This window comes from Arthrobacter rhizosphaerae, assembly GCF_023062595.1.
Lineage (GTDB): Bacteria > Actinomycetota > Actinomycetes > Actinomycetales > Micrococcaceae > Arthrobacter > Arthrobacter rhizosphaerae.
Genome location: NZ_JALLAN010000020.1, coordinates 1 through 15,858 on the forward strand (window position 1 = coordinate 1; position 15,858 = coordinate 15,858).

Genomic DNA, 15,858 nt, shown 5'->3' on the forward strand with positions numbered 1-15,858 from the left:
GGAATCGCCGCGGGCTACGAGCAATTGGACGAGCTCCTGGGCGGCGGATAGGAACAACGAGTTAAAGTACGACGGCGTCCCCAGGCGCTCCCACCGCTCGCAAGCTCGCAGCGGGTCCCTCGCGCCTGTGGGCCCTGGTTTGTAGTGCCTAGAGGGCTGCGTAGACTTCGCGCAGCAGCTTAGCGGTCTCGGAGGGCGTCTTACCGACCTTCACACCGGCTGCCTCGAGGGCTTCCTTCTTGGCCTGGGCTGTTCCCGCGGAGCCGGAGACGATGGCGCCTGCGTGGCCCATGGTCTTGCCTTCGGGAGCGGTGAAGCCAGCGACGTAGCCGACTACCGGCTTGGTGACGTTGGCCTTGATGAAGTCAGCGGCGCGCTCTTCAGCGTCGCCACCGATTTCGCCGATCATGACAATCGCCTTGGTCTCGGGGTCAGCCTCGAACGCGGCCAGTGCATCGATGTGCGTGGTGCCGATGACCGGGTCCCCGCCAATGCCGATGGCAGTGGAGAAGCCGAGGTCGCGGAGCTCGTACATCATCTGGTAGGTCAGGGTGCCGGACTTGGACACCAGGCCGATGGGGCCCTTACCGGTGATGTTGGCCGGGGTGATGCCGACGAGGGCCTCACCCGGGGTGATGATGCCGGGGCAGTTCGGGCCGATGATGCGTGTGACCTGATTGCCTTCGGCGTCAACCTTGGACTGTGCCAGTGCCCAGAACTCGGCGGAGTCCTGTACAGGAACGCCTTCGGTGATGACGACGACCAGGCCGATGCCTGCCTCGATGGCTTCCACGACGGCGTTCTTGGTGAATGCCGGCGGGACGAAGACGATGGAAACGTCAGCGCCGGTCTCGGCCATGGCTTCCTTGACGGTGCCGAACACGGTGATTTCGTTCTCGCCGTGCAGCACGGTGGTACCGGCCTTACGGGCGTTGACGCCGCCCACAATGTTAGTGCCGGCCTTGAGCATCAGGGCGGTGTGCTTGGTGCCTTCGCCGCCGGTGATGCCCTGGACGATGACCTTGGAGTCCTTGTTCAGATAAATAGACATGTCAGTCCCTTTACTTAGCTGCGTAGGCGAGCTCGGCGGCCTTGTCGGCGCCCTCGTCCATGGTGGCGGCCAGCGTAACCAGCGGGTGGTTGGCCTCGGCCAGGATGCGGCGGCCTTCCTCGACGTTGTTGCCGTCAAGGCGGACTACCAGCGGCTTGTTGGCTGAGTGTCCCAGTTCGGCCAGTGCGCCGACGATGCCCTTGGCAACTGCGTCACAAGCTGTGATGCCACCGAAGACGTTCACGAACACAGACTTGACCTGCTCGTCGCCCAGGATAACGTCAAGGCCTGCAGCCATGACCTCAGCGGAAGCTCCGCCGCCGATGTCCAGGAAGTTGGCGGGCTTGACGTTGCCGTGGTTTTCACCGGCGTATGCTACGACGTCCAGAGTGGACATCACCAGGCCCGCACCGTTACCGATGATGCCAACTTCGCCGTCCAGCTTGACGTAGTTCAGGTCCTGCTCTTTGGCCTTCGCCTCGAGGGGATCGGTGTCTTCCTTGTCCTCAAGGAGAGCGTGCTTGGCGTGGCGGAACCCGGCGTTTTCGTCCAGGGACACCTTGCCGTCCAGGGCTACGATCTCGCCCGCACCGGTCTTGACCAGCGGGTTGACCTCCACCAGGGTGGCGTCTTCCTTCTTGAAGACGTCCCAGAGCTTCAGGATGACGGCGGCGACTTTGCCGCGCAATTCCTCAGCGAAGCCTGCTGCAGCAACGATTTCGTCAGCCTTGGCCTGGTCGATGCCGACGGACGGATCGATCGAGATCTTAGCGAGGGCTTCCGGGCGTTCGACGGCGAGCTGCTCGATTTCCATGCCGCCTTCAACCGAGCACATGGCCAGGTAGTTGCGGTTGGCCCGGTCCAGCAGGACGGAGAAGTAGTACTCCTCGACTATGTCAGCACCCTGGGCAATCATCACCTTGTTGACGGTGTGGCCCTTGATGTCCATGCCCAGGATGTTGGTGGAGTGCTCAAACGCCTCATCGGCGGACTTGGCAACCTTGACGCCGCCGGCCTTACCGCGGCCACCGGCCTTAACCTGTGCTTTAACAACAGTTACGCCGCCGATCTTCTCGGCAGCTGCCTTTGCTTCTTCAGGGGTGTGCGCCACGATGCCAGCAAGCACGGGTACACCGTGCGCCTCGAACATATCGCGCGCCTGATATTCAAACAGGTCCACGGTTTAGTGTCCTTCTACGTCGAAGTAGTTTCTGTACAGCCGGACCCCACGTACTCGCGGTTACCGGGCTGCGGATTGAAAGCACCCTGGGACAAGCTTGGAAACGAGCCACACGGCGCAGTGCTCCTTTCGGAACTCTAGTCCTTTGCGGGGACCAGCCCGTTCCAGAGTACCGGTTAAGTGAGTAAGGACACTATTCTATGGAACGTAGAAAAACTGCAGGATTACGGGGTTTTTCCGGCTTCCGAAGGGCTTGGCGACGCTGTTTTGCCGCCGTCAAAAATAAGTTCGTAACGGTCCCGGGAAACGAAGAAAGCGACCCCTGCGGAGACATTGCCGCAGGCAACACCATCGTTGTATGCAGAGCAGCGCAACCCGTTGCGCTCAATATTCTGACCCTCGGCCAGGACCGGAAGCTGTGAGATCGGGCCGCTGCCGGTACCCTTGGGGCCGGCTTCTGATTCCATCTGGGTTACGCCGGAGCGGCATTCCCCGTAGCCCGCCTTCTCGGGCGTTAGCAAGGCAACCCCGCCCAGATACCCCACGCCGGTACCGGCACAGTCATCCTTCACGTCGGCTGACTCAGGCTTGGGATAAACGGCAAATTCACAATGGGCTACAGGCACCGTGGGGAACTTGTTGTTGGCGCTGTCAGTGAAGGCATTCTGCTCATAGGGCAGATCGATGTGTTCCCCCTTGGCGGAGGTCAGGGAGCAAGCGGCGTTCCGGTCAGCTGTGGTGAAACTGATGACGTCCCCGCCCGAGGAAAAGGGCGTGGGGTCTACTAGCGGAGCCTGTTTCAGCTGCTCGAGGGCAGCCAAGGGCGGCGGGGGGACGTAATTCGGATCCTTCGCCTCAAAGCTGCAGCCGGTGACAGCCAAGAGCAGGAAGGCGGCCAGTATCCCCAAAAACGTCCGTCGCATGGCTCCCATTATGCCTGCCGGCAGTCCCCCTCAACGCTCGGGAGACCCTCAGGCGTCCAGCTTGGTCAGGGGGGCGTACCTCAGCAGGAGCCGCTTCTCACCGACGTCGAACTTCACTTTGGCTACGGTCTTGTCCCCGGCGCCTTCCACTGCGAGCACCGTTCCGTTGCCGAAACTCGTGTGATTGACTTTGTCCCCGACGTTGACGGCAACAACTTCCTTTTGGGGCTGCACCCTGTTCTTGGCCACGGCGGCTGGAACGTCCGCGTTGAAGCCGGCAGTCGGGCTGGCTGCCGCGCCCCGTGACGTCCCCGCACCCCAGAACGATCCGCCGTAGCGGCTGGAACCGACGGGTGCGCTGCTCCCCCATCCTCCGGACTGGCGGATGGAACCTTCCCGTCGCCATTCCACGAGTTCCGCCGGGATTTCCTCGATGAACTGGCTGGCCGGGTTGTACTGGCTCTGGCCCCACATGCTGCGGACCTCCGACCGGGTCACGTACAGACGCTTCCGGGCCCGGGTCAGGCCCACGTACGCGAGCCTGCGCTCCTCTGCAAGTTCCTTTGGATCTGTGGCTGAGCGCTGGTGCGGGAACAGTCCGTGTTCCATGCCGGTGAGGAAAACCACCGGGAACTCCAATCCCTTCGCGGTGTGAAGGGTCATCAGGGTAACCACCCCGAGCCGCTTTGCTTCAGCAACGGCTGCGTCAATGTCGGCTCCCGGGGCGTCGGGGATCTGGTCAGCGTCGGCAACGAGCGAGACCTGCTCCAGGAAGGCCTCCAGGGACCCTTCCGGGTTGTCACGTTCATATTCACGTACGACGGCGACCAGTTCCGCCAGGTTCTCCACACGGGACTCGTCCTGTGGGTCAGTGCTGGAACGCAGCCCGGCGAGATAACCGGTCTGCTCCAGGACAGCTTCCAAGGCCGCGGCCGCACCCGAACCGGCTGCCACTACCGAGAGGTCATCAAGGAGTTTCACGAACCCGAGCACTGCGTTGACGGATCGTGTGGCCATGCCTGGCGCTTCCTCGGCGCGCCTGGCTGCAGCCATGAAGGACATCCGTTCGCGCGTTGCCAAGGCTGCAACTGCACCCTCGGCGCGGTCGCCGATGCCACGCTTGGGTTCGTTGAGCACGCGGCGAAGGTTGACGTCGTCGTCCGGGTTAACCAGGACCCGCAAGTAGGCGAGGGCGTCCTTGATCTCCTTGCGTTCGTAGAACCGGGTGCCGCCAACCACCTTGTAGGGCAGCCCGACGCGGACCAGAACATCTTCGATGGAACGGGACTGCGCGTTGGTGCGGTAGAAAATGGCGACGTCACCGGGACGGAGGCTGTCCTCGTCCTGCAACCGGTCGATTTCCTTGGCGATGAACTGGGCTTCGTCGTGTTCGTTTTCACCCACGTAGCCGACGATCTTCTCACCGTCGCCCTCTGCAGTCCAAAGCCTCTTCTCCGGCCTGTGGGGGTTCCGGGAAATGACCGAGTTCGCGGCATTCAGAATGTTCTGTGTTGAACGGTAGTTCTGTTCCAGCTTGATGGTGCGTGCATCCGGATAATCGTTTTCGAACTCGACGATGTTGCGGATATCCGCGCCGCGGAACGCATAAATGGACTGGTCGGAGTCGCCCACCACCGTGAGCTCGGCTGCACCTTCTCCCTCGCCGACGATTTCCCGCACCAAGGCGTACTGGGCGTGGTTCGTGTCCTGGTATTCATCCACCAGGACATGCCGGAAACGCCGCCGGTAAGACTCCGCCAGCGCAGGGAAAGCGCGGAACATGTAGACCGTCTCGGCGATGAGGTCATCGAAATCCATGGCGTTCGCCTGCCGCAGACGCTGCGTATACCCCTTGAAAACCTCGGCCACGGCCTGCTCGAAGGGGTCGTTGTAGTTGGCGCTGGACGCATAGGAGTCGGCGTCGATGAGCTCGTTCTTAAGGGCCGAGATCTTGTGCTGGATGGCCTTGGGGGCAAACCGCTTGGGATCGAGGTCCAGGCCTTTGGAGACCAGCGTGATGAGCCGGAGCGAGTCCGCGGAGTCGTAAATGGAGAAGTTGGATTTCAGGCCGACGTTGGGTGCTTCACGCCGGAGGATCCGCACACAAGAGGAGTGGAAAGTGGAAATCCACATGGTTTTGGCCCGTCCGCCCACCAAGGCCTCGATGCGCTCACGCATTTCCGCGGCCGCCTTGTTGGTGAAGGTAATGGCCAGAATCTCCCCGTGATGGGCGCGGCGGGTCGCGATGAGGTAGGCGATCCGGTTGCTGAGGACGCGTGTTTTTCCGGAGCCTGCGCCGGCAACAATCAAGAGGGCACTGCCCGAATGTTTGACTGCCTCTTCCTGTTGCGGGTTGAGCCCCTGCAGAAGTTCGGCCGCGTCAGGGTTCCTGCGCCTGCCCTCCTGTGAGGTTCCCTCCCCGGGAATGTGGCTTCCGCTGTCCGGTTTCGGTTCACTCCCGCCGCCATTTTCAGGCGCAGAACCACCACTTCCGGCGCGCACTTTAGCCAGTGCAGCCGGGTGGGAGGCAGCTTTGAAAGGACCGTCCGCGTACGGGTCAAACAACATATCCATGATGGGTACAAGTCTAGGCGGTGGGGCCGACAGCAAGTTCGCGCAGGCAAGCCCGGCCCGTTTCACTCCATGTCATCCTGTGGGTCCGGGCCACCGTTTCAGCTCAAGAATTCATCCGACCGAGCCGGACAGCAAGGCCTCGCGAAGCTCGCGGACCGCCGTCGACCCTCCGGCCATGAACCAATCAAGCCCGTTGACACGAACCGTGTCCGCGGAACCGCCGGCGGCCCGGACGATCGCTTTCCCCGGAAGCCAGTCCCACTCGGGGCAGCTGTGCTGAAACCAGCACCCGAGTTGCCCGTCCGCCACCCGGCCCAGGTCACAGGAGCCGGAGCCGAGCATTCGAAGGGCGGCAGCGGAGGTGGCGGCAGCGTGCCATGGCATGGCGCACATAGGGTCCGCAAGCCAGCCGGGGTGGATGTACGTGGCCGCCCCAAGTTCCGCCAAGGGAGTGCCGGAGCGTCCTGCCCCGTCCGAATGAAACGTGGAAAGACGTTCACCGTTCAGCGTTGCAGTCCGGGCAAGCCCGCCGAGCCACAGCTTGTCCTCCTCGGGCTGGAAGATCGCGCCCAGCACCACTCCCGATGCGTCTTTGAGCGCAATGGCGGAGCACCAATAGGTGGAGCCGTGGAGGAAGTTGTAGGTCCCGTCCACCGGGTCGATCACCCACGTTCGTCCGCTGCTTCCGGCAACTGAACTCCCTTCCTCCCCCAGAATTCCGTCCTCGGGGCGGCAGCGCTGCAGCTGCTCCAGAACGTAGGCCTCAGCTGCGTGGTCGGCTGCCGTGACGACGTCGGATATTGACGTTTTACGCTGGCCTTCCAATCCGCCCTGGCGCATCATCAGGGCGAGAGTTCCGGCTTCCCTGACCAGTGCTTCTGCGAGCTGGTAGTCGTCCATTGACGCAGAAAGTTCCGCGGCGCTGTGCTTGCCAAGTTTGTGTCTTCCAAGTTCGGTCACGCGTCCCAGCCTATCGGCACGGGCAATAATGGAGCCATGGCCAAAACACCTGCACAACGGATCAAGAAGCATGGAACCAAGGCTGAAATCCCCCAGCACCATCTTCCTGCTGTCATCAACCCCAGCACTTCGCGTACCCCCGAGAAGGCTCAGAACAACAGTAATCTGATCCTCATTGCCGGTTTGGTGGCCAGCCTCTTCCTCTTTTGGTACCTGCACCTTCTGACCCTCGATCAGCTGACCCAGCTTTCAGACGGGCTGGCTATGCCGGATTCCCTGTTCGGCGGCTTTGACGTTTCGTATGTGGAGCAGTTGCGCCAGGCCATGGATGCAGACGCCGTGGGACAACTCAACTACCTCCACAAGACGGCGGGAACCCTGTTTCCCCTCATATTTGGCTTTACCTGGCTTTTGCTGATCGGCACCAACGTCGCCCGAAAGCCGCTCCGCTGGGCTCTCTGGGCCGTCCCCCTTCTCTTCGTCGCTGTCCGCTTGTGGGGCAATGCGGCCATCGATTCCATGATGTCCGTGTCAGCGTCCGACGCCGGTGCTGTTGCGCTTGCTTCCACGCTCACCGTTGCGGGCTGGGTGCTGTTTTTGGTGAGCCTGCTGGTTGGCGCAATTGCTGTATTTTCCGGCCGCCGGCCCGGCGGCCGGGGTTAGAAGGGACGTTGACAGCTCGCCGACGGCTGATCGACTGCTGATCCACACGTACCAGTGGGGTGTTCTGCCCATCGCGGCTGCTGCCCGCGTGCAGTAGCGTTGCTGCCATTGCTGATCGAGCCTCTTGGGAGACTCTGAAACGAAGGTCTCAACCATGGCAGGCTCCACTGTGAAATCCTCATTGAGCACGTACCGCCTCAGTAGCCTCGCATGGGCTCTGGCAGTGGACAAGACCATGATGGCCTTGCGTTCCGAGCCGGAAGTGGACTTTGATTCCTATAGCGCTTCAGGACCGGCCAGGATGCTGTCCGGGCTGGACGATGACACCATGGGCGCGCTCCGTGAAGAACTGGCGGTTGCCGGCATCACCACTGCGGCGGGCAGCATCAGCCCGCAGTGGATTCTGGCAATCTGGCAGGCATCGAATGCCCCGATAAAGCTGGAGCTGGTATCGCGGGCAGACGGACTTTCAACGCACAGCCAGGTCTCTCTGTTCGACGGCCGCGGACTCGCCAATACCTTCTCACGGACAGTCGCCACTGAAGCGGACGGCTCCGTATCGGTCGTTGGCATCGGCACCGTCTCCACAATCACGTTGTTCACGGAAGACATTCTGTGGCCGGTATTGGCCGGCTCGATGCCCCCGCACCCGGAACTCACCGCCACCGGATCCGCAGACCCGGACTCTTCTTCGCTCACGGGCGGGCCACGCATTAAAGTTTCCGCAGAGGAAGTCTCAAAGCTCGTAGACGGGTCCGAAGGCGCGACAACTGTCCCTAACGACGTCACCGCAGCCATTAAGTCCCCCACGGCCACAGTCCATCTGAGTGTGGTGGCCGGCTCTGAAGCCGGCGATGCAACGCGTTCAGATGAGCACTACCAGTCAGCTGCAGTGTGGGCGCTCGCAGACAAGCTCTATTCCGTGAAGACAACGGGCGCAGATTCGCAGCGCAGCCTGGTGCTTGCAGAGCGGCCGCCTGGCCATATAGCCCAGCAGGTGGTGTGGTCCGTCCTCGGAGCGCACGACTTTCTGTCCAGCCGTCGCAGCGAAGAGGGCGCATCATGACGCTCCACGGAATGGACATCGAGCAGGGCCGGAATCTTGCCAAGGAACTGGCAAGGCAAGTGAGCGATTCGCGCTGCTCAGCAGCCAATTGACTCCGGTGGTCCATAGCAGCCTTTGGACGGGCGCGGACAGCCAGCAGTTCAAGGCCGATTGGAAAAATCACAGTCGTACCCTCATGTCCGCATCCCACGCTCTCGAAGAGGCCTCTAAGTCCCTCCAGGAGAACGTGCGCCAGCAGCAAGAGACCAGCCGTTCAGGGGGTCCCGGTGACGGGACCTCGAAATCGCTGCTGGATCGGCTCATGGAAAATGCAGAGTCTGCGGCCGAAGGACTTTGGGACGGACTCGGAGACCTGTGGGACGGCGCTGGGGACGTCGTGGACACAGTGGGCGACACCATCGGAGCCGGCTGGAACGTCTTCGCCAACATGCCTGTTCCTGATGCTGCAGGAGACGTCCTGGACGATCTGGGAAATCTTGGGCGTCTGGGGTGGGATTTCATGACCAGCGGAGAGCCTCCCTCCATCACGGAGCTTATGACGGGCGGTACCTTGCTTCTTGCCTCCGTGGGCAACCTCGGCGCCACACTTAACTCCGGAGGCCTGTACAACCCCCATGTCCTGGACGACGGTACTGCGACAGCAGGCGAACCGATAGCGGTGCCCGTCGGACCGAACACAGTTCCGGGTGCGAGCCATGCTTCGACCCCAATGCCCAGTTCGCTCGCCAATATCTTGGAGGGCGTCACTATGGCCTACGGCGACGCCGGGAAGGAAGGAACCCCGGACGCCGCGATCCGGATTGTCACCGTAGACGGCCCCGACGGCCCCGCCCACATAGTGATGATTCCGGGCACCTCGGAGTGGAACGTACAATCAGGTTCCAACCCGATGGATACGGTGGGGAACCTGAGTTCGGCCTCCGGCGACCTGTCGACGGCTTCACAAGCTGTGGCATTGGCCATGGAGAAAGCCGGAATTTCGCCAGATGCCCCGGTGTTTCTGGTGGGACACTCTCAAGGCGGCATGACAGCTGCGGCGCTCGCGGCCAGTGCCGAATTCCGCGCACAGTTCAATGTCACCAATGTATTAGCCTACGGCTCCCCCATCGACTCCACCCGGATACCCGACAACATCCACACCTTAGCCCTGCAACACCCGAACGATGTTGTCCCGCGTGTGGACCTCGACAACGCCAAGCCCGGGCCCGGCGGCCTTCCGATCCTCTCGGAAAGCCGCAACAACGCCACCGTGGTCACGTTGCCAGGCTTACCCGGCGTAAGTCCGGTCGATGTGCTCGCGAACCATGATCACCCTGCGTATGCTTTGTCGGTCCAGGCGAATGAGAATTCCGGCCCGATAGCGGCTTTCAAAAATGATCCCTCAACCCAGGCATTCTTCACCGACGATCCCAGCAAGGTGTCCTCGACTGTCTCCAACCTAGGACGAGAGCACTAAACCATGATTCGCAAAGCACTGACGATCCTGCTCATTACGACTTTGGCGATGCTTCTCGGCGGGTGCCTGGGAAAGTCCGGCGGGTCGGACGCTGACCTCGCTGCCAAATATAAGGCGGCCGCCGAGTCCATTGCTCACGTTGATCGGGCAGAAGTTGAGTACAAGACGATAGCGGGGATGGGGCGAACGGGACGAATAGATATCTTTGCGGACAGTTCCGACCATGACATCATGATGCGCGTTTTTGAGGAGGCCCTTCCCGCCATCGTCGATGCAGCGGAAGGCGACCCGGAAGTAAGTCTCCCCATCCAGGTTGTTTCTATGGATGGCAGCAAAATTCTTGGGGTGCAAGATCTCGGCATTTCAGGAGTCAGAACCCTAAACAGCTACCGCGAGTTCCTCGGCAAGAAATGATCCGCGGTCCACACTAACTCTTCAACCAACGCGGTCAGCGCCCGGCCTCCTGCAGCCGCACAGCTTTCCGGACCTTGCGCTCCTCGTGGACACGCTGGGCGATCACCAGGCCCGCCGCAGCCAGGCCAACGGTCACCGGATACCCCATCAGCCGCTCCAAGGTGCCTGGCTCGGGGACATCCATCCTGGTCAGGCCACCCACCACGAGGGCAGAGAAGGACACCACCCCGCAGCCCAGAATGAACCATGCCAACGGTGTCTTGCTGAGCCACACACCCCCCAGGGTGATGAGTCCCAGGGCGCCAGCGATAAAGAACATCAGGGCGCCGGCGAAATGCAGTGGAGATCCAACGTCCTCCGGCACCAACCCCACGAGCATTGTGCCCGCCCCTGCTGTGGCCATCAGAATCCGGACCAGGATGGCGGCGCGCCACGGTTTCTCGCCCGGCAGGACCCGTGCCCCCGGCTTGGCTGCAACGCACAACAATCCGGAACTGAGCAGCAACGCGCCCAGCAGAATGCCAAGCCCCTGGATAAAGAACGAGACGTTCATGAGCAGGTGCAGCGGAGAGCAGACAGCCCGGTCGTCGAAGATTCCGCAGGTTACCGCGCCCAGATCACTGATAAAACCGGTACGGCGGTCATATGGCTGCGGGCCTGCCCAGGCACCGATGACGGCGGATTCAGCTGCAAAATACTGCAGGACACTGAGAACGGACCAGGCTCCGATGTATTGCCGTGTTGAGGCTGTGTCCGGAATAGAGACGAGGGCGGCGGCTGGCGAAGGGGCAGAACTCATGCCAAGAGCGTAGTACGCGCCAGCACCTTGTATGCTTGTAACCGTGCCCGAACAGGATGGCCTCGTGCCGGCCGGTTCGGACGCCCGCCCTCGTAGCTCAGTGGATAGAGCACGGCTCTCCTAAAGCCGGTGTCGTTGGTTCGATTCCAATCGAGGGCACTTGAATTCGCACACGCCGGGCGCCGCTTCCGCCGTCGACCTGCGCGCCTATCTATTGGGCTTTTGGTCGGTGGACCGTATCTTGTGGGATCGGTCCGCTGACATCCGCGGCACCTTCGGCGGCGTCGCAACTTTTCTTGAAATGGACGACGGCGCCCTCCGCTTTCGTGAAGAGGGAACAGTTCGCTGGGTAGTTCCTGGCGGCGAACCCTTCACTGGCCCGGCGCAACGTGAGTATGTACTTCGCCCCTCGGAGAGCCCCGACACCCTTGAGGTTTTCTTTCCGGATGGACGACCCTTCCACCGGATGAGTTTCCTTCCGGCTGACGACTCCGAACTTCATTGGTGCAATCCCGATACCTATCGGGTCACATATTCGCTGATCGGCCCGGACGAATACCGGTACGCCTGGGACGTCAGCGGTCCCGCCAAGAATCTTCTGCTGGAGTCTGTACTGCACCGCGGTGCCGTTCCAAGAATCGGAGGCGGGCGATGACAGCGCGCATTGTGGTTTCCGCCGTCTGCGTGTTCGACGACGCCGGACGCCTGCTCACCGTCCGTAAGCGGGGCACGGACAAGTTTATGCACCCCGGCGGAAAGCCTGAACCCGGTGAAACAGCGGCACAGGCTGCTTCCCGTGAGCTTCTTGAGGAGGTTGGGATCGTCGTCCCGCCCGAGCGTCTTCGGCTCATGGGCGTGTGGATCGCTGCGGCCGCGAACGAGGCCGCCACGGACATTGAGGCCACCGTCTACACGGCCCCGGGTGTCTGGTCCGCCCACCCCTCGGCCGAAATCGCTGAGATCCGCTGGCTTGACCTCACCGCCGAGCTTCCCCTGGATCTGGCTCCGCTGCTCACAGACCACATATTGCCGGCACTATCCGGGACAACCCGGTCCTAAGGCTCAGGAACGGCCTCTTCGGCAACGGCGTGGGCCTCTGCAAACTGGGTGTGGTAAAGCTCGGCGTAGCGGCCATCGGCTGAAAGCAACTCGGTATGCGTCCCGCGTTCCACGATTCGGCCTTCCTCGACGACCAGGATCATGTCCGCTGCACGGATGGTGGACAGGCGGTGGGCAATCACGACGGCGGTGCGTCCTTCCAGCGCCGCCCCCAAAGCAGCCTGGACTGCTGCCTCATTGGTGGAGTCCAGGGCAGCTGTGGCCTCATCCAAGATCACCACCCGCGGCTGTGCAATGAGCAGGCGGGCAATGGTCAGACGCTGCCGTTCCCCGCCGGAGAGCCGGTATCCGCGCTCCCCCACAACCGTGTCCAGTCCGTCAGGGAGGGACCTGATCATGTATTCCAGCCGCGCCTGGCGCAGCACGTCCCACATGTCCTCTTCGGTGGCCTCGGGCCGGGCAAGGCGCAGGTTGGAGGCGATGCTTTCGTGGAAAAGGTGCCCGTCCTGGGTCACCATTCCCAACGTGGCCCGCATCGAGTCAAAAGTGACATCCCTGACGTCCACTCCGGTACCGGGCAGGGTGCCGCCGAGGCGCACGGCGCCGGAATCGACGTCGTACAGTCTGGCGAGCAACTGGGCGATAGTGGATTTTCCCGCTCCGGAAGATCCTACGAGTGCTACGGTCTGGCCGGGCTCAACCCGGAAGCTGATGCCGTGCAGCACTTCCTCTCCGCCGCGGGTGTCCAGTGTGGACACATCCTCAAGGGAAGCCAGCGATACCTTGTCGGCGGAGGGATACGCGAAGCGGACGTCGTCGAACTCCACGGCCACCGGCCCTGGTAGTACCTCGACGGCATCGGGTTTCTGCTGGATGAGGGGCTTGAGGTCCAGTATTTCAAAGACGCGTTCGAAGCTGACCAGCGCACTCATGATCTCGACGCGGGCATTGGAAAGGGCTGTCAACGGCGCGTAAAGCCGCGTCAACAGCAATGCCAGCACCACGACGTCGCCCGCTGCCAACTGCCCGCCGAGCGCCAGCCAGCCGCCCAGCCCGTAGACCAAAGCGAGGGCCAGGGCCGAGACGAGTGTCAGGGCGGTCACGAACGTGAACTGGAGCATGGCTGTGCGGACACCGATATCCCGGACACGACCGGCGCGGACGGCGAATTCGCGGGATTCTTCATCCGGACGGCCGAAGAGCTTAACTAGAGTGGCGCCGGGAGCGGAGAAACGCTCTGTCATCTGGGTGCCCATGGCTGCATTGTGCTCAGCAGCTTCTCGCCGAAGGTCTGCAAGCCTGGACCCCATGCGGCGCGCCGGAATGAGGAAGATGGGCAGCAGAACCATGGCCAGCACAGTGACCAGCCAGGACTTCTCCAGCATCACCACGAGGGTCAGCAGTAGCGCCACAGAGTTGCTGACCACTCCCGAAAGTGTTCCGGCGAAGGCTGCCTGCGCGCCGATCACATCGTTGTTGAGGCGGCTCACCAGCGCCCCGGTCCGCGTCCTGGTGAAAAACGCGATCGGCATTTTCTGGACGTGGTCGAACACCCTGGTGCGAAGGTCAACGATCACACCCTCGCCAATGGTGGAGGAGAGCCACCGCGTCAGCAGGCCGATGCCCGCTTCCGCAGCCGCGACGACGGCAATCAGCACAGCGAGCCGGATCACTACCGACGCCTCCACGCCGGCGATGATGGCATCCACCACCTGGCCCGCCAGAAGCGGAGTTGCCACAGCCAGGACCGCCATGACGATCGAAAGCACTACAAAGACAATCAGCTTGCGGCGATGCGGGAGGGCAAAGCCGAAGACCCGCTTAATCGTGTCCTTGGAGAACGATCTGGGGCCGCCTGAGGCCCGGGTGATCTTGTAGAGGGAGCTCCAGGCCACCCCGTCCATGCTCATCGGTTACGCCCGGTTCTCACGGTGGGGAGGTCTCCTGGGCTATGAACAGATGCGGTCCCGGAAGATTCCGTGACCTTCCCATCAAGTACGTGCCATCTCACATCGAGCCGGACATTTTCCAGCAGTCGCCGGTCGTGGGTGACCAGCAGGAGTGCACCGTCATAGCTTTCGAGAGCCTCCTCCAACTGCTCGATGGCCGGGAGGTCCAGGTGGTTGGTGGGTTCGTCGAGGACCAGCAGATTAACGCCCCGCGCCTGCAGCAGCGCGAGCGCAGCCCTGGTTCGTTCCCCAGGGGACAGTGAGTCGACCGGCCTGGATGTATGGTCCGCTTTCAGGCCGAATTTGGCCAACAGTGTGCGGACTTCAGCCTGCGTCATGTCGGTAAGCACAGCCTCCACCGCTGTGGCGAGCGTCAGGTGTCCTGCGAGAAGGCCACGGGCCTGGTCGATCTCGCCGATCGCCACGGAGGCGCCCATGGACGCAGTTCCTTCAGCGGGCTGCTGTGCTCCCAGCAGGAGCCTCAGAAGCGTGGACTTGCCGGCGCCGTTCGGGCCGGTAATCCCGATCCGCTCCCCCGCGTTGAGCTGCAGGTTCACGGGACCCAGGGTGAACTCCCCCTGATGGACCACGGCATCCCGCAGAGTGGCCACCACGGAGCTGGAACGCGGAGCCTGCCCGATGCTGAACTGGAGCTGCCATTCCTTACGGGGCTCCTCCACTTCATCCAGCCTGGCGATCCGCGATTCCATTTGGCGCACTTTCTGCGCCTGCTTTTCTGAGGATTCGGTGCTGGCCGCCCGCCTGATCTTGTCATTGTCCGGGCTTTTCTTCATGGCGTTCCGTACACCCTGGGAGCTCCATTCCCGTTGAGTGCGTGCACGCGACACCAGGTCAGCCTTGGTGGACTCAAACTCCTCATATCGCTCCCGGGCATGCCGCCTTGCGACCGCGCGCTCTTCAAGGAATGCCTCATAGCCGCCGTCGTAGACGGAGACGGAATTCTGGGCGAGGTCCAGCTCCACGATGGTGGTGACGCAGCGGGCCAGGAACTCACGGTCGTGGGAGACCAGGACCACACCACCGCGAAGGCCCTGCACAAACGCCTCAAGTTTTGCGAGTCCGTGAAGGTCCAGGTCGTTGGTGGGTTCGTCGAGGAGGACGACGTCGAAACGGCTGAGCAGCAGAGCAGCAAGTGCAACCCGTGCGGCCTGGCCGCCGGAGAGACCCGTCATGAGGGCATCGGTGGCGGTTTCCAGGCCGAGATCCGCGAGGACCGGAGCGATTCGCTCCTCAAGGTCCGCTGCCCCCGAAGCCATCCAGCGGTCAAAGGCAAGCGAGTAGGCATCCTCGGATCCCGGCGCTCCGGTCCCCAGTGCCTCTGCCGTTGACTCCATGGATGCGGTCGCCTGGGCACAGCCGGTCCGGCGGGCAATGTAGCCGCCAATGGTTTCGCCGTCGACCCGTTCATGCTCCTGCGGAAGCCAGCCGACAAAGGCATCCGACGGCGCCAGGCTGACGGTGCCGTCCTGCGGCTGATCCACACCGGCCAGAAGGCGAAGCAACGTTGATTTTCCGGCTCCGTTGGCTCCCACTACTCCTACAACATCGCCCGGTGCCACGGTGAGGGAGAGATTTGAGAAAAGGGTGCGGTGATCGTGACCGCCGGAAAGGTCTTTGGCAACAAGGGTTGCAGTCATTGGTCCATCCTCTCACCGCCACTAAGACGGCGAAAAACAGCCGGACATAGAAGAACCCGTTGATCCGGACTTGGGGGGTGTACGGACCAACGGGTTCGACCATCTA

Annotated in this window: 14 protein-coding genes and 1 tRNA gene; 7 read left to right on the forward strand and 8 right to left on the reverse strand. The window is 62.3% G+C overall.

The window, feature by feature from the left end; translation table 11 throughout:
- Positions 1–148: 148 nt before the first annotated feature.
- The 5 genes from sucD to MU551_RS20530 form a co-directional block, all read right to left on the reverse strand.
- Positions 149–1,051, reverse strand: a complete 903-nt coding sequence (gene sucD, locus MU551_RS20510) for a succinate--CoA ligase subunit alpha (RefSeq protein WP_247048407.1) — start codon at positions 1,049–1,051, stop codon at positions 149–151.
- Between the two features lie 10 nt (positions 1,052–1,061).
- Positions 1,062–2,231: an ADP-forming succinate--CoA ligase subunit beta gene (gene sucC / locus MU551_RS20515; protein WP_247048408.1), complete on the reverse strand. Its 1,170-nt coding sequence runs from the start codon at positions 2,229–2,231 to the stop codon at positions 1,062–1,064.
- Positions 2,232–2,455: 224 nt separating this feature from the next.
- Positions 2,456–3,163, reverse strand: a complete 708-nt coding sequence (locus tag MU551_RS20520; protein ID WP_247048409.1) for a hypothetical protein — start codon at positions 3,161–3,163, stop codon at positions 2,456–2,458.
- A 39-nt stretch (positions 3,164–3,202) separates the two neighbouring features.
- Entirely contained in the window at positions 3,203–5,728 is a 2,526-nt protein-coding gene (gene pcrA / locus MU551_RS20525; protein WP_247048410.1) for a DNA helicase PcrA, read from the reverse strand.
- A 111-nt stretch (positions 5,729–5,839) separates the two neighbouring features.
- A complete protein-coding gene (locus tag MU551_RS20530; protein ID WP_247048474.1) occupies positions 5,840–6,628 on the reverse strand; it encodes an inositol monophosphatase family protein in 789 nt (262 codons plus the stop codon).
- A gap of 96 nt (positions 6,629–6,724) precedes the next feature.
- Between MU551_RS20530 and MU551_RS20535 the strand changes: the two genes are divergently transcribed.
- The 4 genes from MU551_RS20535 (at position 6,725) to MU551_RS20550 (ending at position 10,287) form a co-directional block, all read left to right on the forward strand.
- A complete protein-coding gene (locus MU551_RS20535) occupies positions 6,725–7,351 on the forward strand; it encodes a hypothetical protein (protein WP_247048411.1) in 627 nt (208 codons plus the stop codon).
- 154 nt (positions 7,352–7,505) lie between these two features.
- A complete protein-coding gene (locus MU551_RS20540; RefSeq protein ID WP_247048412.1) occupies positions 7,506–8,417 on the forward strand; it encodes a hypothetical protein in 912 nt (303 codons plus the stop codon).
- Positions 8,418–8,592: 175 nt separating this feature from the next.
- Complete coding sequence (locus MU551_RS20545) at positions 8,593–9,873, forward strand: hypothetical protein (RefSeq protein WP_247048413.1); 1,281 nt, start codon at positions 8,593–8,595, stop codon at positions 9,871–9,873.
- A 3-nt stretch (positions 9,874–9,876) separates the two neighbouring features.
- Positions 9,877–10,287 (forward strand): hypothetical protein, encoded by a 411-nt coding sequence (locus MU551_RS20550; RefSeq protein WP_247048414.1) that lies wholly within the window; start codon positions 9,877–9,879, stop codon positions 10,285–10,287.
- Positions 10,288–10,321: 34 nt separating this feature from the next.
- Here the strand turns inward: MU551_RS20550 and MU551_RS20555 are convergent, their stop codons facing one another.
- A complete protein-coding gene (locus tag MU551_RS20555) occupies positions 10,322–11,086 on the reverse strand; it encodes a DUF998 domain-containing protein (protein ID WP_247048415.1) in 765 nt (254 codons plus the stop codon).
- 86 nt (positions 11,087–11,172) lie between these two features.
- On the opposite strand from MU551_RS20555, the gene MU551_RS20560 reads away from it, so the two are divergent.
- The 3 genes from MU551_RS20560 (at position 11,173) to MU551_RS20570 (ending at position 12,145) form a co-directional block, all read left to right on the forward strand.
- Positions 11,173–11,245 (forward strand) — tRNA-Arg (locus MU551_RS20560).
- A 1-nt stretch (position 11,246) separates the two neighbouring features.
- Entirely contained in the window at positions 11,247–11,741 is a 495-nt protein-coding gene (locus tag MU551_RS20565; protein WP_247048416.1) for a DUF6314 family protein, read from the forward strand.
- Entirely contained in the window at positions 11,738–12,145 is a 408-nt protein-coding gene (locus MU551_RS20570; protein ID WP_247048417.1) for an NUDIX hydrolase, read from the forward strand. Before MU551_RS20565 ends, MU551_RS20570 begins: the two co-directional genes overlap by 4 nt.
- Here MU551_RS20570 and MU551_RS20575 read toward each other — a convergent pair.
- Together MU551_RS20575 and MU551_RS20580 are read right to left on the reverse strand one after the other, a co-directional pair.
- Positions 12,142–14,055, reverse strand: a complete 1,914-nt coding sequence (locus MU551_RS20575) for an ABC transporter ATP-binding protein (RefSeq protein ID WP_247048418.1) — start codon at positions 14,053–14,055, stop codon at positions 12,142–12,144. The genes MU551_RS20570 and MU551_RS20575 overlap by 4 nt on opposite strands.
- The gene (locus tag MU551_RS20580; RefSeq protein ID WP_247048419.1) at positions 14,052–15,752 is read right to left on the reverse strand and encodes an ABC-F family ATP-binding cassette domain-containing protein; all 1,701 of its coding nucleotides are present in this window, start codon (positions 15,750–15,752) and stop codon (positions 14,052–14,054) included. The genes MU551_RS20575 and MU551_RS20580 overlap by 4 nt, the downstream gene beginning before the upstream one ends.
- Between the last annotated feature and the right edge of the window lie 106 nt (positions 15,753–15,858).